The 21781-nt window shown below is 63.6% G+C and carries 24 protein-coding genes; 19 read left to right on the forward strand and 5 right to left on the reverse strand.

Annotation, left to right across the window (positions count from 1 at the left end; genetic code table 11):
• Positions 1–41 precede the first annotated feature (41 nt).
• Positions 42–668 carry a chloramphenicol phosphotransferase CPT family protein gene (locus tag RFM41_RS19135; protein WP_320245080.1) on the forward strand — a complete coding sequence of 209 codons (627 nt, stop codon included), beginning with the start codon at positions 42–44 and terminating at the stop codon, positions 666–668.
• 9 nt (positions 669–677) lie between these two features.
• Here RFM41_RS19135 and RFM41_RS19140 read toward each other — a convergent pair whose 3' ends face one another.
• Complete coding sequence (locus RFM41_RS19140; RefSeq protein WP_320245081.1) at positions 678–1106, reverse strand: HIT family protein; 429 nt, start codon at positions 1104–1106, stop codon at positions 678–680.
• Positions 1107–1500: 394 nt separating this feature from the next.
• Here RFM41_RS19140 and RFM41_RS19145 point away from each other — a divergent pair, with 394 nt between their 5' ends.
• Positions 1501–1665, forward strand: coding sequence for a hypothetical protein (locus RFM41_RS19145; protein WP_320245082.1), 165 nt, complete (start codon positions 1501–1503; stop codon positions 1663–1665).
• Positions 1666–1675: 10 nt separating this feature from the next.
• On the opposite strand, the gene RFM41_RS19150 is transcribed toward RFM41_RS19145, so the two are convergent.
• Genes RFM41_RS19150 through RFM41_RS19160 form a run of 3 tightly spaced genes read right to left on the reverse strand, consistent with a single transcriptional unit; the run spans position 1676 to position 4146 of the window.
• Entirely contained in the window at positions 1676–2890 is a 1215-nt protein-coding gene (locus RFM41_RS19150) for a GNAT family N-acetyltransferase (protein WP_320245083.1), read from the reverse strand.
• Between the two features lie 53 nt (positions 2891–2943).
• On the reverse strand, positions 2944–3672 hold the full coding sequence (locus tag RFM41_RS19155) for a glycerophosphodiester phosphodiesterase (RefSeq protein WP_320245084.1): 729 nt from the start codon (positions 3670–3672) through the stop codon (positions 2944–2946).
• 9 nt (positions 3673–3681) lie between these two features.
• Positions 3682–4146 (reverse strand): RidA family protein, encoded by a 465-nt coding sequence (locus RFM41_RS19160; RefSeq protein ID WP_040994991.1) that lies wholly within the window; start codon positions 4144–4146, stop codon positions 3682–3684.
• A 139-nt stretch (positions 4147–4285) separates the two neighbouring features.
• On the opposite strand from RFM41_RS19160, the gene RFM41_RS19165 reads away from it, so the two are divergent.
• From RFM41_RS19165 to tsf, 4 genes are all read left to right on the forward strand, one after another.
• On the forward strand, positions 4286–5116 hold the full coding sequence (locus RFM41_RS19165) for a cell envelope integrity EipB family protein (RefSeq protein WP_320245085.1): 831 nt from the start codon (positions 4286–4288) through the stop codon (positions 5114–5116).
• A gap of 83 nt (positions 5117–5199) precedes the next feature.
• Positions 5200–5478, forward strand: a complete 279-nt coding sequence (locus tag RFM41_RS19170) for a DUF4031 domain-containing protein (protein WP_040987257.1) — start codon at positions 5200–5202, stop codon at positions 5476–5478.
• 202 nt (positions 5479–5680) lie between these two features.
• Positions 5681–6460, forward strand: a complete 780-nt coding sequence (gene rpsB / locus RFM41_RS19175; RefSeq protein ID WP_040994986.1) for a 30S ribosomal protein S2 — start codon at positions 5681–5683, stop codon at positions 6458–6460.
• 121 nt (positions 6461–6581) lie between these two features.
• A complete protein-coding gene (tsf, locus tag RFM41_RS19180) occupies positions 6582–7502 on the forward strand; it encodes a translation elongation factor Ts (protein ID WP_040987261.1) in 921 nt (306 codons plus the stop codon).
• A 51-nt stretch (positions 7503–7553) separates the two neighbouring features.
• Here tsf and RFM41_RS19185 read toward each other — a convergent pair whose 3' ends face one another.
• Positions 7554–8480, reverse strand: coding sequence for a LysR family transcriptional regulator (locus tag RFM41_RS19185; RefSeq protein ID WP_320245086.1), 927 nt, complete (start codon positions 8478–8480; stop codon positions 7554–7556).
• Between the two features lie 114 nt (positions 8481–8594).
• On the opposite strand from RFM41_RS19185, the gene RFM41_RS19190 reads away from it, so the two are divergent.
• The 13 genes from RFM41_RS19190 (at position 8595) to lpxB (ending at position 21737) form a co-directional block, all read left to right on the forward strand.
• Positions 8595–9122, forward strand: a complete 528-nt coding sequence (locus RFM41_RS19190) for a nuclear transport factor 2 family protein (protein ID WP_320245087.1) — start codon at positions 8595–8597, stop codon at positions 9120–9122.
• A gap of 35 nt (positions 9123–9157) precedes the next feature.
• Positions 9158–10267 (forward strand): aldo/keto reductase, encoded by a 1110-nt coding sequence (locus RFM41_RS19195; protein ID WP_320245088.1) that lies wholly within the window; start codon positions 9158–9160, stop codon positions 10265–10267.
• Positions 10268–10450: 183 nt separating this feature from the next.
• Entirely contained in the window at positions 10451–11173 is a 723-nt protein-coding gene (gene pyrH, locus RFM41_RS19200; RefSeq protein WP_320245089.1) for a UMP kinase, read from the forward strand.
• An 84-nt stretch (positions 11174–11257) separates the two neighbouring features.
• Entirely contained in the window at positions 11258–11812 is a 555-nt protein-coding gene (gene frr / locus RFM41_RS19205) for a ribosome recycling factor (protein WP_320245090.1), read from the forward strand.
• A gap of 30 nt (positions 11813–11842) precedes the next feature.
• Entirely contained in the window at positions 11843–12562 is a 720-nt protein-coding gene (locus tag RFM41_RS19210) for an isoprenyl transferase (protein WP_320245091.1), read from the forward strand.
• Between the two features lie 12 nt (positions 12563–12574).
• Entirely contained in the window at positions 12575–13390 is an 816-nt protein-coding gene (locus RFM41_RS19215; RefSeq protein WP_320245092.1) for a phosphatidate cytidylyltransferase, read from the forward strand.
• A 104-nt stretch (positions 13391–13494) separates the two neighbouring features.
• Positions 13495–14637 (forward strand): RIP metalloprotease RseP, encoded by a 1143-nt coding sequence (gene rseP, locus RFM41_RS19220; RefSeq protein ID WP_320245093.1) that lies wholly within the window; start codon positions 13495–13497, stop codon positions 14635–14637.
• Between the two features lie 218 nt (positions 14638–14855).
• A complete protein-coding gene (gene bamA, locus RFM41_RS19225; RefSeq protein ID WP_320245094.1) occupies positions 14856–17219 on the forward strand; it encodes an outer membrane protein assembly factor BamA in 2364 nt (787 codons plus the stop codon).
• Positions 17220–17297: 78 nt separating this feature from the next.
• Entirely contained in the window at positions 17298–18353 is a 1056-nt protein-coding gene (lpxD, locus tag RFM41_RS19230) for a UDP-3-O-(3-hydroxymyristoyl)glucosamine N-acyltransferase (protein ID WP_320245095.1), read from the forward strand.
• Positions 18346–18807 carry a 3-hydroxyacyl-ACP dehydratase FabZ gene (fabZ, locus tag RFM41_RS19235; RefSeq protein ID WP_112102106.1) on the forward strand — a complete coding sequence of 154 codons (462 nt, stop codon included), beginning with the start codon at positions 18346–18348 and terminating at the stop codon, positions 18805–18807. Before lpxD ends, fabZ begins: the two co-directional genes overlap by 8 nt.
• A gap of 15 nt (positions 18808–18822) precedes the next feature.
• Positions 18823–19662 (forward strand): acyl-ACP--UDP-N-acetylglucosamine O-acyltransferase, encoded by an 840-nt coding sequence (gene lpxA, locus RFM41_RS19240; RefSeq protein ID WP_320245096.1) that lies wholly within the window; start codon positions 18823–18825, stop codon positions 19660–19662.
• On the forward strand, positions 19649–20566 hold the full coding sequence (locus RFM41_RS19245) for an LpxI family protein (RefSeq protein WP_320245097.1): 918 nt from the start codon (positions 19649–19651) through the stop codon (positions 20564–20566). The genes lpxA and RFM41_RS19245 overlap by 14 nt, the downstream gene beginning before the upstream one ends.
• Positions 20556–21737 carry a lipid-A-disaccharide synthase gene (lpxB, locus tag RFM41_RS19250; protein WP_320245098.1) on the forward strand — a complete coding sequence of 394 codons (1182 nt, stop codon included), beginning with the start codon at positions 20556–20558 and terminating at the stop codon, positions 21735–21737. Before RFM41_RS19245 ends, lpxB begins: the two co-directional genes overlap by 11 nt.
• Positions 21738–21781: the final 44 nt, after the last annotated feature.

Raw genomic sequence — 21781 nt, forward strand, 5'->3', positions numbered from 1 at the left:
GGCCCCGGAAACGGGGCCTTTGTCGTTGAAGGGAGCACCGCATGGAAGCCGGACGGATCATCATCCTCAACGGCGCGCCGCGCTCGGGAAAGTCGAGCATCGCCGTAGCGATCCAGGAGACGTTCGAGGGCGTGTGGATCAATCTCGGCGTCGATGCCTGCGCCCATGTCACGCCGCCGCGGCTGCGTCCGGGGATCGGCCTGCGTCCCGGCGGCGAACGCCCGGACATCGAGGCTTTCGTGCCGCTGCTCTACGCCGCGCTTTACGAGGCAATAGCGGCTCACAGCCGGCTTGGGCTCAATGTCGTCGTCGATATCGGTCACCACGACGCCTATTCCCGCCCGCTGAACATCCTTCCCGAATGCGCGCGGCGTCTTGCCGGCCTGCCGGTCCTGTTCGTCGGCGTCCGCTGTCCGATCGAGGAGATCCTGCGAAGGCGCGCCGCAGATGGGGCCAACACGCCATATGTGATGGGCTCGAAGGATGATCCTGTACCGCTGCCCGTCCGCCTCTGGCAGGAGGAAGTGCACAAACCCGGCCTCTATGACCTGGAAGTCGATACGTCGCGGCTCAGCCCGCAGGCATGCGCGGAGGTAATCCGGGAGAGGCTCATTGCAGGACCCGAGCCAACGGCCTTCCGGACATTAGCGGGCCTGTCGACCCGCTGAGCGCGCGGTTCAGCTTCCCAGCGCCGCCCGAATCTTGTTGGCGTTCTCGGCCAGCACCTCCGGCTTCTCCATCTGGCCGGAATGCGGCTTCAACGGTACGCCCTCGAAGCGCGGGACGACGTGGACATGGAGATGGTAGACGGTCTGCCCGGAAGCCGGCTCGTTGAACTGCATGATAGTGACGCCGTCGGCGTCGAAGGCCTTTTTCACCGCGACCGCGACTTTCTGCACGACGCCAAACAATGGTCCGAACGTTGCCGGATCGGCGTCGAGGATGTTGCGCGACGGCGCTTTGGGCACCACCAGCGTGTGGCCCGTGCCTTGCGGCATCACATCCATGAAGGCGACGACTGCGTCATCCTCATAGACGCGCTGCGAGGGAATCTCGCCGCGCAGGATTTTGGCGAAGATGTTGCCGGGATCATAGGCTTCGGCCATGGGGTGACACTCCCAATTGCATTCGCCGTCCGGTGTAGCGAAGCCGCCGACGGGCGGCAAGGCGCTCAGGCGAGATCGACCATGCCCGCTTCGACAAGAGCCCGGTGGAAGCGTTTCTTGCGCAGCGATTCGTTTGCGAAATAGGGTGCGGCACAGTCCGCACTTTGGGCCACATGCACCAGGCCGGCGTCATTTGCTTGGCCATCACTATCGGCGGCTCTCGTACGCACGCGCTGCTATTGCATGGGCATCCAGGTTTGTTGTCTGATGCGGTAACCGGGTGTGTTCCACCGTTTCACAGAAACGGCGAAACGCACTATCTCTTTGTTTTTACGCAATTCCGGACGGAAAACCGCTCACACTTTTCCTGGAATTGCTCTAGGACGGAGCAATCATGAAGTGGGTCGTCGCCGGTTGGCTGATGTTCATCGTGTCGGCGCTGTTCTTCATCGCCGCGGCATGGCGCGCGGGCGATCTGCTGGCGCTTGCCGGCGCGGTGCTATTCCTGGTGGCCTGCTTCTCGTTTCTGGTCCCGATCGCGGCCGGCAGGGCGGACTGACCGCGCGCCCTTATTCGCTTAGATCCTTGCGAAAGGGCGTGTGCTCTTCGAGATATTCGCCCATGCGCTCGACCTCGCGCCGCTCGCGCCTGAGATAGTCTGCGACGGCATTGCGTAGACCGGGATGCGAGATGTAGTGCGCCGAATGCATGGTCACCGGCCGGTAGCCGCGCGCCAGCTTGTGCTCGCCTTGCGCGCCTGCCTCCACCACCTTGAGCTTGCGTTCGATGGCGAAGTCGATCGCCTGGTGGTAGCAAACCTCGAAATGCAGGAAGGGGTGGTCCTCGATGCAGCCCCAGTTGCGGCCGTAGAGCGCATCGGAGCCGATGAAGTTGATGGCGCCGGCAATGTAGCGGCCGTTGCGCTTTGCCATCACCAGCAGAATGTCGTCGGCCATGCGCTCGCCGATCAGCGAGAAGAATTGCCGGTTGAGATAGGGCCGGCCCCATTTGCGGCCGCCCGTATCCATGTAGAAGGCGAAGAAATCGTCCCAGGCGCTTTCGGTGATGTCCTTGCCGGTCAGCCAGTCGATCGAGATGCCGTCGACCAGCGCCTCGCGACGCTCCTTCTTCATTGCCTTGCGCTTGCGTGAGGCAAGCGTGGCGAGGAAGTCGTCATAGCTGGAAAAGTCTTCGTTGAAGAAATGGAACTGCTGGTCGGTGCGATGCAGGAAGCCCGCCGCTTCCAGCGTCGCGACGTCGGGCTCGTTGGCGAAGGTGACATGCGCGGAAGAGACGCCGAGCTTGTCGGTCACGAGCTTCAGGCCTTCCGCCAGCCCGGCTCTCACGGCACCTTCATTCTCGCCTTTGCTGGCCAGAAGGCGGGGGCCGGTGACCGGCGTGAACGGCACCGAGCATTGCAGCTTGGGATAGTAGCGCCCGCCGGCGCGCTCGAAGGCGTCCGACCAGCCGTGGTCGAAGACATATTCGCCCTGGCTGTGCGATTTGAGATAACAAGGCACGGCGCCCAGCAGCTTGCCTTGCACAGTCTCTAGCCTGAGGTGGTGGCCTTGCCAGCCGGTGCGCCGGACAGCACATCCGGAGTCCTCCAGCGCGCTCAGAAAAGCGAATGAAACGAGTGGGTTGTAGCCGTTTTCTTTATCGTCGCGTGTAGTGCCGGCAAGGCCGTCCCATTCCTCGCAGGTGAACGCGCCTATGCCTGCCGCGACGCGGATCGCATAGTCCGCGTTCGCTGCCCGTCCATCATCTTCGTCACCCTGATCCATGGGGCTTATTTAAGCGTCCTCAAGGTGGCTACAAGTCACGTTTCGGGCATTCCTCAGGCGACCTTGACCAGATCGGGCTCAAAGCCCTCGAAGGTCATCTGGTCGGCATATTTGAAGGTGAGGTCGACAGCCGGCTGGTCATGCACGGTCCAGGTGATGACGGGCATCTTCAGCTTCTCGCGCACGAAGCTGACGAAGGGGTTGGGCAGGTCGCCGGCGGCGTAGGAGGTGAAGGCGAGGTCGTGCGCGAGCATGGCGAAATGCGCTTCGATCAACTGATTGTCCCGGCCATAGGCGGTCAGCCCGCCGGGGATGCCCGGCGCGTCCTTGGCGAAGTCGCGGATCAGCCAGTGATCGAACGACATGATCGCCACCTTGCCCGTGTAGCGCTTGAGCAGCCGGCCGACGCTCGCCACCAGGCCCGCGTCATGACCGGGAACGCCTTTCAACTCGACCACCAGCGGCACGCGGCCGTCGATCAGGTCGAGCGCTTCCTTGAGCGTCGGCACGTGGTCCTTGGTGCCGCCGATCCTGAGCGTCGCCAACTCGGCGGCGGTGCGCTGCCAGACAAATCCGTCCTGGCCGGTCAGGCGTTTCAGGTCGCCGTCATGGATGATGACGGGGACGCCGTCGGACGAGATATGAACATCGCATTCGATGGCGTAGCCGCGCTCGGCCGCCGCGGCGAAGGCAGACAGCGTGTTCTCCCAGCGGGTCTTGTTCATGTCGTGGAAGCCGCGATGTGCGACAGGCTGAGCGACCAGCCAGGAAAGATCGGTCATCGTGAACCCTCACTCGACTTCGAAGATCGCTTCGATCTCGACCGCGGCGTTGAGCGGCAGCGAGGCGGTGCCGACGGCGGAGCGAGCGTGCTTGCCGCGCTCGCCGAGCGCTGCGACCAGGAAGTCGGAGGCGCCGTTGGCGACCAGATGCTGCTCGACGAAGTCCGGCGCCGAGGCCACGAAGACCGTGATCTTGACCAGGCGGCGGATCTTTTCGAGATCGCCGAGCGCCGCCTTGGCCTGCGCCAGGATGTTGATGGCACAGAATTTTGCGCCTTCCTTGCCGGCGGCGGTGTCGATGTCGCGGCCGAGCAGCCCGCTTGCCTGCAGCTTGCCGTCCTTCAGCGGCAGCTGGCCGGCGGTGAAGAGCGTGTTGCCGGTGCGGCAATAGGGCACGTAGTTCGCGGCGGGCGCGGCGGCGGCCGGAATAGTGACGCCAAGATCGCTTAGCCGCTTTTCGATTGTTTCGCTCATTGGTTTTCCCTATTGCTGAAAGACGCCGCGTTGGCCGGGCCGAAATTGCTATTTTTGCCTCGCTTCCGCCACGACTTTTTTTAAGCTGGACCATCTTTACCTGCGGCCTGCCTCGCGGCCGCGACGATCGGAGCAACGCATGCGCGCAACGCGCCTTTTCCTCGCCGCCGCCTGTATCTCGGCAGCGTTCCCGTTGGCGCCGGCCTTTGCGGTGCCCGCGCTGCAGGCGCATCGCGCCGTCTACGACCTGACGCTCAACAAGGCCTCCGACCGTTCAGGCATAACCGGCATCACCGGCCGCATGGTCTACGAGTTCAACGGCTCCGCCTGCGAAGGCTATACGGTCAAGTTCCGCTTCGTCACCCAAATCGTCACCAATGACAACACCAGGCTGACCGACCAGCAGACGACCACTTTCGAGGACGCCGAAGGCAAGACCTTTTCCTTCGTGACGAAATCCTTTGTCGACCAGAATCTCGACAAGGAGGTCAAAGGCACGGCCACCAGGGAAGCGAAGGGCCTCAAGGTCGATATCGACAAGCCGGAGAAGAGCAGCCTCGAGCTCGCGGCCACGCAGTTTCCGACCCAGCATCTGGTCGAGCTCATCGGCAAGGCCGAAAAAGGCGAGAATTTCTACCAGACCAACCTGTTCGACGGCTCCGAGGACGCCAACAAGGTGATGACCACCACCGTCATCGTCGGCAAGAAGGCTGAATCCGACAAGACGGATCCGGAAGCGCCGGCGCTGGCCAAGCTCGCCTCCGACAAATACTGGCCCGTCGACATCGCCTATTTCGACGATACAGACAAAAGCGGCGAGGAAGTGCCGGAATACCGGATCAGCTTCAAGCTGCACGAGAACGGCATCACACGCGACCTCGTCATGGACTATGGCGACTTCTCGATGACCGGCAAGCTGGTGAACCTGTCGCTGTTCGACCAGACCAAGCCTTGCCCCGCTTCGAAATAGCAGCGTCCCAACGGTAGGCGATCAGGCTTGCACGCTTCGCTTCAACTCGCCATGTGTCGGGATGACGAAGTGCGGCGAGCCTGATGGCGGTCTATGTCGATGCGGCGATCTGGAAATGGGCCGGCCACCGCTGGTGCCATCTCCTTGCCGACGACACGGATGAGCTGCACCGCTTCGCCACCGAGCTCGGCCTCAAGCTTTCCTCCTATCAAGGCCCGCCCAAGACGTCGGCGCCGCATTACGATATCACCGGCTTCGAGCGCGACCGCGCGGTCCGGCTCGGCGCGATCGAATGCAGCCGCGAGGAGATCGTCGCGATCTTTCGCCGCGTCAGGGTGCCGAACGGCAAGGTAAAACGCTGAGTTTTGGGCGGATCGCCGCAGGCGAGGGCGTTTTCCGGCGCGCGGCTTGCGTTTATGGGACTTCCCCTCTATATGCGCGCTCATTCCACACACGGACTTTGGTGTCTGCCCGGGAGAAATCCGGCTGAAACCTCCGGTGGCATCAGGACATCCCGTCCGAAATGCCTGTGTCCGTGGAGGCCAACCGGAAAGGAACTAAAGAATGGCTCTGCCAGATTTCAGCATGCGCCAGCTTTTGGAAGCTGGTGTTCACTTCGGCCACCAGACCCACCGCTGGAACCCGAAGATGGCGCCCTACATCTATGGCGCCCGCAACAACATCCACATCATCGACCTGTCGCAGACCGTGCCGCTGCTGCACCAGGCCCTGAAGCAGGTTTCCGACACCGTCGCCAAGGGCGGCCGCGTGCTGTTCGTCGGCACCAAGCGCCAGGCGTCCGACATCGTCGCCGACGCCGCGCAGCGTTCGGCCCAGTACTATGTCAACTCGCGCTGGCTGGGCGGCATGCTCACCAACTGGAAGACGATCTCGAACTCGATCCAGCGCCTGCGCAAGCTCGATGAGACGCTCGCCGGCGAGGCCCAGGGCCTCACCAAGAAGGAGCGCCTGAACCTCGACCGCGAACGCGAGAAGCTCAACAAGGCTCTCGGCGGCATCAAGGACATGGGCTCGACGCCGGACCTGATGTTCGTCATCGACACCAACAAGGAAGCGATCGCCATCCTCGAGGCCAAGCGCCTCGGCATCCCGGTCGTGGCCATCATCGATTCGAACTGCGACCCGGACAAGATCGACTTCCCGATCCCCGGCAATGACGACGCGGCCCGCGCCATCCAGCTCTATTGCGACCTGATCGCCAAGGCCGCCATCGACGGCATCGCCCGCCAGCAGGGCGCGCTCGGCGTCGATATCGGAGCCTCGGCCGAGGCTCCGGTCGAGCCGGCGCTCGACACTCCGGCTGCCGAAGCTCCGGAAGCTTGATTATGAAGGCCGGATCCCGGCCTTCATCTTTCCAATAAGTTGGCGCGCTAAAGCGCTTTTGCCGAGCGCATCACCCGAGTCCCGGTTGGTGCGTCGGCGCATTTGAGACAAAGAGGCGACAATGACAATTTCGGCTGCACAGGTCAAAGAACTCCGCGACTTGACCGGCGCGGGCATGATGGACTGCAAGGCGGCGTTGAACGAGACCAACGGCGACATGGAAGCGGCTGTCGACTGGCTGCGCAAGAAGGGTATCTCGAAGGCCGACAAGAAGGCCGGGCGCACTGCCGCGGAGGGCCTGATCGGCGTCGACGCCGGCGTGCGTGAAGCCGCGGTCGTGGAAGTCAATTCCGAGACCGACTTCGTTGCCCGCAATGCGGCCTTCCAGGAAATCGTCGCCAACGTCGCCAAGGTCGCGCTCGCCTACGGCACGACCGAGGCCGTTGCCGCCGCCAAGTATCCGGGCTCCGACAAGTCGGTTACCGACACCATCAAGGACGCGGTCGGCACCATCGGCGAGAACATGGGCTTCCGCCGTTCGGCCAAGCTCACCGTGCCGCATGGCGTGGTGGCGACCTATGTCCACAACGCGGTTGCCGATGGCCTGGGCAAGCTCGGCGTGCTGGTGGCGATCGAGACCACCGGCAACGAGCATGCGGCCAACGCCTTTGCCCGCCAGGTGGCGATGCATGTCGCCGCCAGCAACCCGGTCGCGCTGACCGCCGAGGAAGTCGACCCGGCGCTCGTCGAGCGCGAGAAGGCGATCTTCTCCGACCAGGCGCGCCAGTCGGGCAAGCCGGAGGCCATCATCGAGAAGATGGTCGAGGGCCGCCTGCGCAAGTTCTATGAAGAGGTCGTGCTTTTGAAGCAGGCCTTCGTGCTCAATCCCGACATCACCGTCGAGAAGGCGCTGAAGGATGCCGAAAAGGAGATCGGCGCTCCGGCGAAGATCACGGCCTACCTGCGTTACGCGCTGGGCGAGGGCATCGAGAAGGAAACGACCGATTTCGCGGCGGAAGTCGCGGCCGCGGTCAAGAAATAGCTCCGATCCGGGGAGCGCCTGGCGTTCCCTTAAGGTGAAGAGCTCACGAACTCAGGCAACTCGGCCGGGTGTCCGCATGGATGCCCGGCCGATTTCTTGTGCGGTGTCGATAAAGGCCCTGAGCTTCGGCGCCATCGACGCGCGGCGCGGGAAGTAAAGGAAAAGGCCGGGCTCCTCGATCGCCGTCTGCGGAAGGATCTGGACGAGGCGACCGGCGGCAAGGTCGGCGCGCACCAGCGGCTCGAAGACATAGGCCAGACCGACGCCGGCCAGCGCCAGATCGATGGCGCCAAGCGAATCCGTGACGGTGGCCGTGCCACGCGTTTCGACGACGACGTCCTTGCCTTTGTCGTTCAGGTCCCAGCGGTAAAGCGCGCCTGATCGAACCAGCCGGTAGCCGATGCAGTTGTGATTGGCGAGATCGGCCACGTCGCGCGGACGGCCGTGCTTTGCGACGTAGCCGGGAGAGGCGACGATCACGGCTTTGAACGGCGGCGTCATCCTGACGGTGACCATGTCCTGCGCGATCATCTCCCCCAGCCGGATGCCGGCGTCGAAACCTTCGCCGACGATATCAATAAGTCCCTGGTCGGCAACGATCTCGACCGTCACATCGGGGTAGCGTTCGGCCATGGCTGCGATCACCGGCGTCACCGCTAGGGGGATCGCGATGTTGGAGGCGTTGATCCTGAGCAGCCCAGCCGGCCTTCCCTTCACGCCGCGGATGCGGTCCATCCGCTCGGCGATGTCCTGCAGGGCAGGGGCCGCCGTCTCCACCAGCGCCTTGCCGGCTTCCGTCAGCGAGACGCTGCGTGTCGTGCGGGCAAAGAGCGGCTGGCCGACGCGCTCTTCCACCAGCCGCACCGCATGACTGACGGCGGACGGGCTCATGCCCAGCTCAGCCGCGGCAAGCGCGAAGCCGCCGCGCCGCGCCACGGCGACGATGACCGGCAGGTGTGTGAGCAGATCACGATCCATTCATGAATGATATCGCACAGTCTTTGCGAACAATGCAATCTTATCGATGCCCCTGAGCCAGCTCATATTGGCGTCAACACATTGGCGGCGGGCTGATGCCAAGGGAGAAACGAAATGAACGCGTTGAGACATGTAACTTTTGCAACAGGCATGGCGCTGGCGCCGGTCGATGCCGGCGGCGCCGAACCGGCCGGCTGGCAGGCGCTTGCCGACGAGCGCGCCGTCATCCGCATCGCCGATGCCATCGACCGCGCGGTGGATGCGCAGGATTGGAAGCTGGCGCGCAGCTACTTCGCCGACCGCGTCACCGCAGATTTCAGCAGCTTGTCCGGGCAGCCTGCGGCCAACATCGCCTCCGACGATCTGATCGGCGCCTGGGCGGGCAACCTCAAGGGCAGCAAGACCAGCCTGCATCTGCGCACCAACCATCAGGTCGCACTCGAAGGCGGTGCCGCGACCGTCCGGTCCAACGGCTATGCCTGGAACCGGATGGAAGGCAATGGCGATCCGCTCTGGGAAGTCTGGGGCACCTATGAGCACCACCTGACGCGCTCGGCTGCCGGCTGGAAGGTCGACGGCTTCACCTTCCGCATGACGCATGAGCGGGGCAATCCCTGGGTCAAGGCGACCCCCGGCCAGTGACCGGCAGCAAATCAATTCAGAATCGGAAGACCACCATGACCATGACCTATTACACGCTCGGCAACAGCGGCCTGCGCGTCAGCCGGCTTGCGCTCGGCACCATGACCTTCGGCACCGAGTGGGGCTGGGGCGCGGACAGGGATACCGCCCGCGCAATGTTCGACGCCTATGTCGAAGCGGGCGGCAACTTCTTCGACACGGCCGATCTCTACACCGGCGGCACCGCCGAGACCTGGCTCGGCGAACTCGTCGCCGAGCGCGGCCTGCGCGACAAGGCGGTGATCGCCACCAAATTCACCATGAATTCCGAAGCCGGCAATCCCAATGCCGGCGGCAACGGCCGCAAGAACATCATGCGGGCCGTGGACGCCTCGCTGAAACGGCTCGGCACCGACTATATCGACCTTTACCTTCTGCATGTCTGGGACAGGATCACTCCGGCGGAGGAGGTGCTGCGCACGCTGGACGATCTCGTTCGCGCCGGCAAGGTGCGCCATATCGGCCTCTCCGACGTGCCGGCCTGGTATGCCGGCCGCGCCCAGGCGATCGCCGAACTGCGCGGCTATGAGCCGGTCTCGGCGCTGCAGCTCGAATATTCGCTGGCCGAGCGCGCGATCGAGCATGAGTATGTGCCTTTCGCCACCCGTCATGGCGCGGGCATCATGGTGTGGAGCCCTCTGGCCAGCGGCCTGCTCAGCGGCAAATACAGGCCGACCCAAGCTGGAAACGCCGGTAGGCTTGACGGTTTCCGCAACACCACGCATCCCGGCTTCCAGAAGTTCAGCGACCGCAATTGGGCGATCGTGGCGGAGCTCGAGAAGGTTGCGGCCGAGCTTGGCCGCAGCATGGCCCAGATCGCGCTCAACTGGGTGGCGACGCAGCCAGGCGTCGCCTCCGTCATCCTTGGAGCGACGAAGCTCAACCAGCTCGACGACAATCTCGGCGCGCTCGATCTTTCGATTCCCGCCGAGCTTCGCGCCCGGCTGGAAAAGGTCAGCGCCACGCCCGCGCCGTTCCCGCATTCCTATTTCGGCTCCGAGGTCCAGGTCCGGGTGACCGGCGGGGCCGTCACCGGCGACAAGCCCGCCGGCTATTGGCCACCTGTCATGATCGAAGGCGAGGCGGTCAGCATCTCAAGTAACTGATCAGAAGACGGCAACTGATCAAAAGGCGGCAACCGACCGAAAAAGCCTGGAATTTTGCACGAGGGCGCGGCGTGACATCGCCGCGCCCTTCGTGTATCGGGTCAACCCGTCATGACAGCATCGCCGGATGAAGCGGGGGCGGTTCGCCTCCAAATTTGCCGCGCCGAGATTTCGAGGAATGAGATGACGGTGAAGCCCCTCTATCGACGTGTCGTGCTGAAAGCGTCCGGCGAAGCGTTGATGGGCGAGCAGCATTTCGGCATCGACGTCTCCGTGGTCGACCGCATCGCCGCAGACATCGCCGAGGCGCGGGCGCTAGGCGTCGAAGTCGGCGTCGTCATCGGCGGCGGCAACATCTTTCGCGGCGTGGCCGTCGCCTCCAAGGGCGGTGACCGCGTCACCGGCGACCACATGGGCATGCTCGCCACCGTCATCAACTCGCTGGCGCTGCGCACGTCGCTCAACAAGATCGGCGTCGACGCCATCGTGCTTTCGGCGATCGCCATGCCGGAACTCTGCGAGAGCTTTTCGCAGCGCCAGGCGACAGCCTATATGAACCAGGGCAAGGTGGTCATTTTCGCTGGCGGCACCGGCAACCCGTTCTTCACCACCGATTCGGCCGCGGCCCTCCGCGCCGCCGAAATCGGCGCCGATGCGCTGTTCAAGGGCACGCAGGTCGACGGGGTCTATTCGGCCGACCCCAAGAAGGACCCGAACGCTGTCCGCTTCGACCGGATCAGCCACGCCGAAGTCATCAAACGCGGGCTTGCGATCATGGATACGGCAGCGATTGCACTTGCGCGCGAAAACAACATTCCGATAATCGTCTATTCGATCCACGAAAAAGGTGGTTTCGGCGATATTCTGAGGGGTGGCGGCCATTGCACGGTCGTCACGGACAAGTAACAGGCGTCTGGATCCGTTAAGCGACTACGGACCGCGGACCAACAACGAAGCAGTGAACCCGGCGAACGGGTCGAGGAGATGATCATGAGTGGCGAGTTCGAAGACCTGAAGCGACGCATGGATGGGGCGATCGCCGCCTTCAAGCACGACCTGGCTTCGCTGCGCACCGGCCGGGCCTCCAGCAATCTGCTCGACGCCGTCCAGGTGCAGGCCTATGGCACGGCGATGCCGATCAACCAGGTCGCCAATGTCTCGGTGCCGGAGCCGCGCATGATTTCGGTGTCGGTCTGGGACAAGTCGATGGTCAGCGCGGTCGACCGCGCGATCCGCGAAGCCAATCTGGGCTTTAACCCGATCGTCGACGGCACCACGCTCAGAATTCCGCTGCCCGAGCTCAACGAGCAGCGCCGCAAGGAACTGGTCAAGATCTCGCATGGTTATGCCGAGAACGCGCGCGTCGCGGTGCGCCATGTCCGCCGCGACGGCATGGATTTCCTCAAGAAAGCTGAGAAGGACGGCACCATCAGCGAGGACGACCAGCGCAAGCGGTCCGACCAGGTTCAGAAGCTGACCGACGAGATGATCAGCAGCATCGATCACCTGCTTTCCGATAAGGAAGCTGAAATTATGCAGGTTTAGGGTCGGGTTTTCCGGCTCGAAAGCGAGATCATGACAACGCCCGCGCATGTCGCGATCATCATGGATGGAAACGGACGCTGGGCCAAGGCGCGCGGCCTGCCGCGCCTTGCCGGGCACCGCGCCGGCGTCGAGGCCCTGCGCAAGACGGTCCGCGCCGCGCCAGAGCTCGGCATCTCCTATCTGACCGTCTACGCCTTTTCCTCGGAGAACTGGTCTCGGCCGAAATCCGAGGTCAGCGACCTCATGGGTCTTTTGAAGCTGTTCATCCGCCGCGATCTCGCCGAACTGCATCAGAACGGGGTGCGGGTGAGGGTGATCGGCGACAAAGAAGGTTTGCAGCCCGACATCAGAGGCCTGCTGCAGGAGGCCGAATCCCTGACCGCTGGCAACGAAGCGCTGACGCTGGTGATCGCCTTCAACTATGGCGGCCGCGACGAGATCGTGCGCACCGCGCGCAAGCTGGCGGATGCCGTCGCGCGCGGCGACATGGCGAGCGACGCGATCACGGCCGAAAGCTTCGCGGCGTCGCTCGACACGAAGGGCATTCCCGATCCCGAGCTGGTGATCCGGACCAGCGGCGAGCTCAGGCTGTCGAACTTCCTTCTCTGGCAGGCTGCCTATAGCGAGCTTGTCTTCCTGCCTTGCTATTGGCCAGACTTCAGCCGCGAGCATCTGGCCGACGCCTTGCGCGACTTTGCCGGCCGTGAACGCCGCTTCGGCGGCCTCGCCGCCCGCGATGTCGCGCTTTAGGCGCTGCCGCGAATGAGCAATCTCCAGCAGCGCGTCATCTCGGCAATCGTGATGGCGGCTCTGACGCTTGCGCTCACCTGGCTCGGCGGATTGCCGTTCCGGCTGTTTTGCGGAGGAATCGCGGCGCTGATCTTCTATGAATGGACGCGCATGGCGCGCCGCGGCAATGGCGTGGCGCTCGGCTTCCTGCCGGAAGCGCTGATTCTGATCTTCATCGTCGCGCTGGTCGCCGGCCTGCCGGCCTTGTGGCTGCTCCTCCTTGTCGCGATCCTTGTGGCGGTCGCGGCCATAGCCGCTCGGATCCGGGGGGCTGCGCCGTGGGAAGCCTCCGGAGTGGCCTATGCGGCTCTTTCCGGCTTTTCGCTCGCCTATCTCCGTGACGACAATCATTCCGGGCTGATTGCCATTCTCTTCCTGTTCGCCGTGGTCTGGGCGACCGACATAGCGGCCTATTTCGTCGGCCGCGCGGTCGGCGGCCCGAAGCTCGCGCCATCGATATCGCCCGGCAAGACGCAGAGCGGCGCGCTGGGCGGCGCGGTCGGCGGCGTTATCGCCGGAGTTTTGCTCGCAATCGCGGCCGGCGCCGGCAATCTCGTCCAGCTTGGCCTCGTCGCGCTGACGCTCTCGATCGTTTCGCAGGTCGGCGACCTGTTCGAATCATGGGTCAAGCGCCGGCACGGCGCTAAGGATTCCAGCAATCTCATCCCAGGCCATGGCGGCGTCATGGACAGGGTGGACGGGCTTGTCGCGGCCGCGTTCGCGCTGTACGTCATAGGCTGGATCGCGGCGGGCGCCGAGCATCCGGCATTGGGGCTGTTTCCAAACTGAACGACGCAGCAGTAAGGCGAAAAATGGCCCGGGCCACGGATTCGCCCGGATTGCTGCCACAGTCGCGGTGGAATGTCGCGTGCGGGCGAATTTGAGGGCATGACTTGAACGACATCTTTCACGCGGTCTTCAGCACACAGGGCTTCGTCCTTGGCACGCTCGTGCCGTTTCTGTTCGTGCTGACCGTGGTCGTGTTCGTCCACGAGATGGGCCACTACCTGATCGGCCGCTGGTGCGGCATCGGCGTGAAGGCCTTTTCCATCGGCTTCGGCCCTGAGCTCTTCGGTTTTTACGACCGCCGCGGCACGCGCTGGAAGCTTTGCGCCATCCCGCTCGGCGGCTACGTCAAATTCGTCGGCGACATGAATGCGACGTCGAGCCAGCCGAGCACGGAAGAGCTCGAATCGCTGACGGAAGCCGAGCGGGAGGTCGCCTTTCACACGCAGCCCATCTGGAAGCGCGCCGCCACTGTCGTCGCGGGACCGCTGTTCAATTTCCTGCTGACGATTGCCGTGTTCGCGGTGCTGTTTTCCCTCTATGGCCGTCCGGTCCTGGAGCCGACGGTGGCCGAAGTCACCGCCGGCAGCCCGGCGCAAAAAGCCGGAATCCAGCCGGGCGACCGATTCGTCAAAGTCGACGGCAGCAAGGTGGAGACCTTCGCCGACGTGCAGCGGCTGGTTTCCGGCCGGGCGGGCGACGCCATCACCTTCACCATGCAACGCGACGGCAAGGAAATCGACGTCACGGCGACCCCGGAGCCCATGGAACAGCAGGATGCGCTGGGCAACAAGGTCAAGGTCGCGGTGATCGGCGTCGTCAACAATGCCGAGCTCGGCCAGCCGCGCCTGATCTCCTACACGCCGGCAGGCGCCGTGGTGGCGGCGGTCGAGGAAACCGGGCATGTGATCGAGCGCACCGGCCAGTTCCTGCAGCGGTTTGCGCTTGGACGCGAGGACAAATGCCAGTTGGGCGGCCCGATCAAGATCGCGAAGATGTCGGGTCAGGCAGCCAAGCTCGGCTTCGAGTGGCTGGTGCAGCTTGTTGCATTTCTGTCAGTCGGAATAGGATTTCTCAATCTCCTGCCGATTCCCCCCCTCGACGGCGGCCACCTGTTGTTCTACGGCGTGGAGGCCGTCATAAGGCGGCCCGTTTCGGAGCGGACGATGGAGATGGCCTACCGGACCGGGCTGTTCCTGGTGCTCGGCTTCATGGGCTTCGTCTTTTGGAACGATCTGTTTGGGTGCTGAAATCATGAAGAAATTTGGCTTCAGCGCCGGTCATATTGAGATGCCGTTTACCATGCGTGGGGATATGCGTGACGCGAAAGCCACGCGGTACGGTTAAGTAAATACAAATTAACCGGGAGCCTTGCGTGTAGGGAAAATCCGGTTAATACGGTAAGGGAAAATACCGCACGTCCGGTTTTCTCGCCGTGGGGACTACGAGAAAAAGGTACAAAAGCCCGATGAAGGCAGCATCCAAGTTTCTGAGCGCCGCTTCCGCGGCGGCTTTGTCCGCCGCTCTGGTCGTGCCAGGCGCGCTCGCAGTGCAGTTGACCGCCACATCCGTGGCCGAGGCCGCGGTCATCTCGCGGGTCGAGGTCAGCGGCAACCAGCGCGTCGACGCGGAGACCATCCGCAATTACATCTCGATCAAGCCGGGCAAGCCTTTCTCCAGCTCCGATATCGACGATGCCGTCAAGGCGCTGTTTGGCACTGGGCTGTTTTCCGATGTCCAGATCAACCAGGTCGGCTCTAGCCTTGTCGTCAAGGTTTCCGAGTACAAGGTCGTCAATCAGGTCCTGTTCCAGGGCAACAAGAAGATCAAGGACAACGCGCTCCAGGCCGCTATCCAGTTGAAGCCGCGCGCGACCTTCTCGCAGCAGGCGCTCGATGCCGATGTCGAATCGATCAAGACCGCCTACAAGCGCATCGGTCGCGACGATGCGGCCGTGACCACGCAGATCATGGATCTCGGCGACAACCGCGTGAACGTGGTCTTCAACATCAACGAAGGCGGCCGCACCCAGATCGCGGCGATCAATTTCGTCGGCAACCACGCCTATTCCAGCCGCCGCCTGTCGGACGTCATCAACACCAAGCGCTCGTCCTGGCTGTCCTTCGTGCTGCGCGACGACGTCTATGACGAGGACAAGCTGCGCGCCGACCAGGAGCTGCTGCGCCGCTTCTACTACAATCACGGCTATGCCGACTTCCAGGTCGTTTCGGCCGTCGGCGAGCTCGACGACACCACCAACAAATACACGGTCACCATCACCGTGCAGGAAGGCGATCGCTACACATTCGGCGACGTCAGCGTGGAAAGCACCATCCCCGAGGTCGATTCGAAGTCGCTGGAATCGGTCGTCGAAACCCATAAGGGCGATGTCTACAACGCCAAGGACGTCGAGGATTCGATCGTCGCCTTGACCGAGAAGGTCGCGGGCTCGGGCTACGCCTTCGCCCAGGTGACGCCGCGCGGCGACCGCAATTTCGAGAACCACACCATCTCGGTCGTCTACACCATCGACCAGGGCACCAAGGCCTATATCGAGCGCATCGAGATCCGCGGCAACGACCGCACGCGCGACTATGTCATCCGTCGCGAATTCGATGTCAGCGAGGGCGACGCCTTCAACCAGGTTCTCATCCAGCGCGCGAAGAAGCGGCTGGAAAACCTTGATTACTTCCAGTCCGTCGACATTTCGACCGTTCCTGGCTCGGCTCCGGACCAGGTCGTGCTGGTGGTCAACGTGGTCGAGAAGTCGACCGGTGAATTCTCGGTCGGCGCCGGCTATTCGACCGGCGGCGACACGCCCGGCCCGTCCGTCGAGGGCTCGATCACGGAGCGCAACTTCCTCGGCCGTGGCCAGTACATCAAGCTGTCGGCCGGCGGCGGCAGGCATTCGCGCGACTTCGCCGTTTCCTTCACCGAGCCTTACTTCCTTGGCCGGCGCATCGCCGCGGGCTTCGACATCTACAAGTCGACCCGCCAATACGATCACTATGATACGGACACAACCGGCGCGACCGTTCGCTTCGGCCTGCCGATCACCGACAGCATTTCGACGCAGTTGGCGTATAACATCTCGCAAGAGAAGTATTCTCTCGCCGACGGATGCGTGACCAACGGGATCTACGACCAAACCAAGTGCACCATCTCCCAGGCAATTCGGGATGGCGTTGCAGAAAGCCCTTGGCTCAAGTCATCGGTCAGCCTCGGTCTGGTCTACAACACGATCGACGATATGAAGAACCCACATGAAGGGCTTTATGTCACCGGTACGACCGAGTTTGCTGGTTTGGGCGGCGACGCCAAATGGGTCAAGGTGACCGGGCGCGCAAGCGTCTACCAGACTTTGTCCGAACAGCTCGATGTCGTCGGCCTGGTTTCGGGCGGCGCAGGCTACCTTGCAGGCTACGGCAACGGCGATCTGCGTATCTTCGATCTCTTCCAGAGCAACGATCGCATGATCCGCGGCTTCGAATATGGTGGCATCGGTCCGGTTGCTGGCGACGGCAGCGGTGATCATCTTGGCGGCACGACTTATTTCAATGCCTCCGCAGAAGCCCAGTTCCCACTTCCGGTCATTCCGGAAAGCTTCGGACTGCGTGGCGCCGTCTTTGCGGATGCGGCGACGCTTTATGGCAACAAGCTTGAGGGCGTAAATCCGGATTCGGTCGGCATGAAGCTGCGCGCTTCGGTCGGTGTCGGTCTGATGTGGGCTTCGCCGTTCGGCCCCATCCGCATCGACTATGCGATCCCGGTCAAGAAAGAGTCGACCGACAACGTGCAGGAATTCAACTTCGGTATCGCGACCCGCTTCTAATTTCGTGGTTGCGATGGTTCCGGGCCGGCTGACGGCCCGGAGTGGACTTATCCGACCCAGCTGGATATTGCTTCTGGAATGACCGATCCGGTGTTCTTCGCGCCTTCACGCCGGTATACGGCTGCCGAGGTCGCGAATCTGACCGGCGCCAGCCTGTTCGATTCCGCGCAGGCCGAAATTGCCATCGAGGCGCTGGCTCCCGCCAACGAAGGTGGCAACGGCGCGCTCGTCTTTGTCGACGGCAAGCGCAATTTCGCGCTTATGCCGTCGCTCAGGGCGGCCGCGGTACTGTGCCCAGCCGATTTTGCGAGCAAGGCGCCGCCGGGCATCGCCGTGCTCATGCATCCGCGTCCGCAACAGGCTTTCGCGATGGTCGGACGCCTGTTGTTTCCGCAAGCCGCGACTCCGGGGCCGATGACCAGCGAAACCGGCATATCGGCGCATGCGTTCATCGATCCGTCCGCGCATGTCGAGGAAGGGGCGATCGTCGAGGCCGGCGCCGTGATCGGCCCAGATGCGTCCATCGGCAGCGGCACGGTCATTGCGCCCCACGCCGTTGTCGGCCGTTCGTGCCAGATCGGTCGCGACGGCTACATCGGCCCCGGCGCCAGCATTCAATATGCGCTTGTCGGCAACCGCGTCATCATCCATGGCGGCGCGCGGATCGGCCAGGACGGCTTCGGCTTCGTCGGCGGCGCCAAGGGGCCTGAACGGGTGCCGCAGATCGGCCGCGTCATCATCCAGGACGATGTCGAGATCGGCTCCAATTCGACCGTCGACCGCGGCGCCATGTCCGACACCATCATCGGCCAAGGCACCAAGATCGACAATCTGGTGCAGATCGCCCACAATGTTCGCATCGGCCGCAATTGCATTATAGCCGGGCTTTCGGGTATTTCCGGTTCCGTCGTCGTCGGCGACAACGTCACCATGGGGGGCGGTGTCGGCCTCGCCGATCATCTGACCATCGGGCCCGGGGCCAAGCTTGCTGCGAGAAGTGGATTCATGAACAACGTGCCGGCAGGCGAGGTCTGGGGAGGTTACCCGGCGCAGCCCATGGCGGAAGCCATGCGCGAGATAGCGATGCTGCGCAAAATGGCCAGGACGCGCAAGCAAGGCGACGGAAATGGCTGACATGGTGGCAACGACACTCGAGGCGGTCGACATCATGGGGCTCATGAAGCTCCTGCCGCACCGTTATCCGTTCCTGCTGATCGATCGCATCGTCGATATCGACGGCGACGAGTCCGCCGTCGGCATCAAGAACGTGACCATCAACGAGCCGCATTTCCAGGGCCATTTTCCCCAGCAGCCGGTCATGCCCGGCGTGCTCATCATCGAAGCCATGGCTCAGACAGCCGGTGCGATATGCATCCGCAGCCTCAACACCGAGAAGCCGTCGCTGGTTTATTTCATGACCATCGACAACGCGAAATTCCGCAGGCCGGTGGTTCCGGGGGACCAACTCAGGATCCATGTCAAGAAGATCAAGAAACGCGGCAACCTGCTGAAATTCGCCTGCGAGGCGATGGTTGACGGCGCGAAAGCCGCCGAAGCCGAGGTTTCAGCCATGATGGTTACCGGCTGACGGTACAAAATGCTCATGAAAGTCGAGACATCCATTCATCCTTCCTCGGTCGTCGAAGAAGGAGCCCGGCTCGGCAAGGGCGTCCGCATCGGACCCTTCTGCCATGTCAGCGCCGATGCAATTCTCTCCGACCGCGTCGAACTGGTCAGCCATGTATCGGTGATGGGCGCCACGACCATCGGGGCCGGAACGAAGGTCTATCCGATGGCGACGCTCGGCGCGCCGCCGCAGAACACCAAGCACAAGGGCGGGCGCACCACGCTCGTCATCGGCGAGAACTGCACCATCCGCGAAGGCGTGACGATGCATGTCGGCACCGATTCCAGTCGTGGCGAGACGAGCGTCGGCGACAACGGCAATTTCCTCGCCTACGCCCACATCGCCCATGATTGCGTCGTCGGCAAGAACGCAACCTTCGCCAATGGCGCGACGCTTGGCGGCCACTGCGAGATCGGCGACAATGTCTATATTGGCGGCCTGACCGCCGTTCACCAGTTCGTGCGCGTCGGCGACAACGCCTTCATCGGCGGTTGCTCGGCGGTGGTCGGCGATATCATCCCCTATGCGATCGCCGCCGGCAACCGCGCCAAGTTGCGCGGCCTGAACATCATCGGGCTCAAGCGGTCCGGCCTGCCGCGCGCGGAAATCTACCTGCTGCGCAAGGTTTATCGGTCGATTTTCGACCGTTCCCGGAGCGTCGCCGAAAATATCGAGCTCGCCAGGGCGGAATTCGCCTCCTCGTCTCCCGCCGCCACGAAGATGATCGACTTCATCGCCAGCGGCGGCAAGCGTCACTATGCCATGCCGCCGTTGAAGGGCGGCGGCGATGATGACAGCGGCGATGACGAGGTCTGAGCGAGCCGCATCAGGGTTACAACTCGCGCCGGGCTCCAGGGTCGGCATCATTGCCGGCGGCGGCAGCCTGCCGGTCGAAGTGGCGGAGGGGCTTGCGCGGCAGGGACATTCGCCTTTCATCATCATGGTCGAAGGCGAGGTCGATCGCGAGGCGGATTTCGCAAGGTATGAGCAGGCGACGCTCGCGCTGGAGAATGTCGGATCCCTGGTTCCGCTGCTGAAACGCCAGGATATCAGCCATCTGGTTCTGGCCGGCGAGATCCGGCGCAGGCCACGGCTGGCCAGGATCCGCCCAGCCCTTGGCCTGCTGGCGATAATCCCTTCCGTGATCTTGGCGCTGGCGCGCGGCGATGACGGGCTTTTGAAGGTCATCACACGCGGATTGGAGAGGCGGGGCATCACGGTCGTCGGCGCGCATGAGTTCGTGCCGGAACTCGCCGCCGGCAAGGGCACGCTGACGGTCACGGCGCCAAAGCAATCGGACTGGCGCGACATCGAGGCCGGCCGCGCGGCGGCCAAGGCCATCGGCGCGCTGGACATCGGACAGGCGGCGATCGCGATCGGCGGGCGGGCGATAGCGCTCGAGGGGGTGGAGGGCACGGCCGCGCTGCTCGAGCGGACAAGGGAATTGCGCGGCCACGGCAGGCTAGCCGGCAAGACGCGCGGCGTCCTTGTCAAATGCGCGAAGCCCGGCCAGGAGCTGCGTGCGGACCTCCCCTCGATCGGCCCGCAAACGGTCGAAGCCGCGCATGCCGCCGGACTGGCCGGCATCGCCCTGGAAGCTGGCCGCTCGCTCATTCTCGAAGGCCCGGAAACGCTGGCGCGCGCCAATGCGCTTGGCCTGTTCATCGTCGGCCTGCCCGCAACGGAGTTGGCTGATGGGGAGCCGGCTAATGGCCGCTGACAAGCCGCTCAAGCTCGCGATCGTCGCCGGCGAGGAATCCGGCGATCTGCTCGGCGCCGACATCGTGCGGGCGCTTGAGCGCACGACCGGTCGCAAGGTGCAACTTGTGGGCATTGGCGGCCGGCATCTGCAGCAGCTGGGGCTGACGCCGCTTTTCGAAGGCAGCGAGATCGCCCTGATGGGTTTCAGCGCGGTGCTGCGCGACCTGCCACGGCTGATGCGCCGGATCGGCCAGACGGCGGCGACGATCGCGGCGGAGCGGCCGGATTGCCTCGTCACCATCGACAGCCCGGACTTTTCGCTGCGCGTCGCAAAAAAGGTCCGCGCAACGGCGCCGGCCATCCCGATCGTCCACTATGTCTGCCCAAGCGTATGGGCCTGGCGGCCGGGCAGGGCGGTGGCGATGAAGCCGTATGTCGACCATATCCTGTGCATCCTGCCGTTCGAGGTGAAGGCGCTCGCCCGTCTCGGCGGCCCTCCTGGCACCTATGTCGGTCACCGGCTGACGCAGGATCCGGGCGTGCTTGGCGCCGCCAAGGCCCAGGGCCAGCCGCGCGATCTCTCCGACGACCGCGTCAAGACGGTGCTGGTGCTGCCCGGCTCGCGCCGCGGCGAGGTCCGCCGGCTGATCGAACCCTTCGGCAAGGCGATGTCTGCGCTGCGCCAACGCGGCCACCGCCTGCGCCTCATCCTGCCGACGGTGCCGCATGTTGCCGAGCTGGTGAAGGCGTCGGTCGCAAGCTGGGACGACAAGCCGGAAATCATCACTGAGCCGGAGCGCAAATGGCAGGCCCTCGGCAAGGCCGATGCGGCGTTGATCGCGTCTGGAACGGTTTCGCTCGAGCTGGCGCTTGCCGGCGTTCCGATGGTGTCCTGCTACAAGCTCGACCCGATCGCGCGCCAGCTTCTGCAGCACATGGTGACGACATGGTCGGCGCTGCTGCCCAACCTCATTTCCGATCGCGCGCTGGTTCCGGAATTTTATGACCAGTATGTCCGTCCGGAAAATCTCGCCAGGCAGTTGGAAGCCCTGTTTGCCGATACAGGCATGCGCGCCTGGCAAAAGGCGGGCTTTGCCGAGATCGAGCGACGCATGGCGACCGAACGGCCCTCGGGCGAGATCGCGGCGGAAGTGGTGATGGGGTGTATCAAGAAAGGGAATAGGGAGTAGTGAGTAGTTGGGAGCGACAGCTCACTACTCACTACTGACTTTTT

The organism is Mesorhizobium vachelliae (assembly GCF_033977325.1).
Classification (GTDB): Bacteria; Pseudomonadota; Alphaproteobacteria; order Rhizobiales; family Rhizobiaceae; genus Mesorhizobium; species Mesorhizobium vachelliae.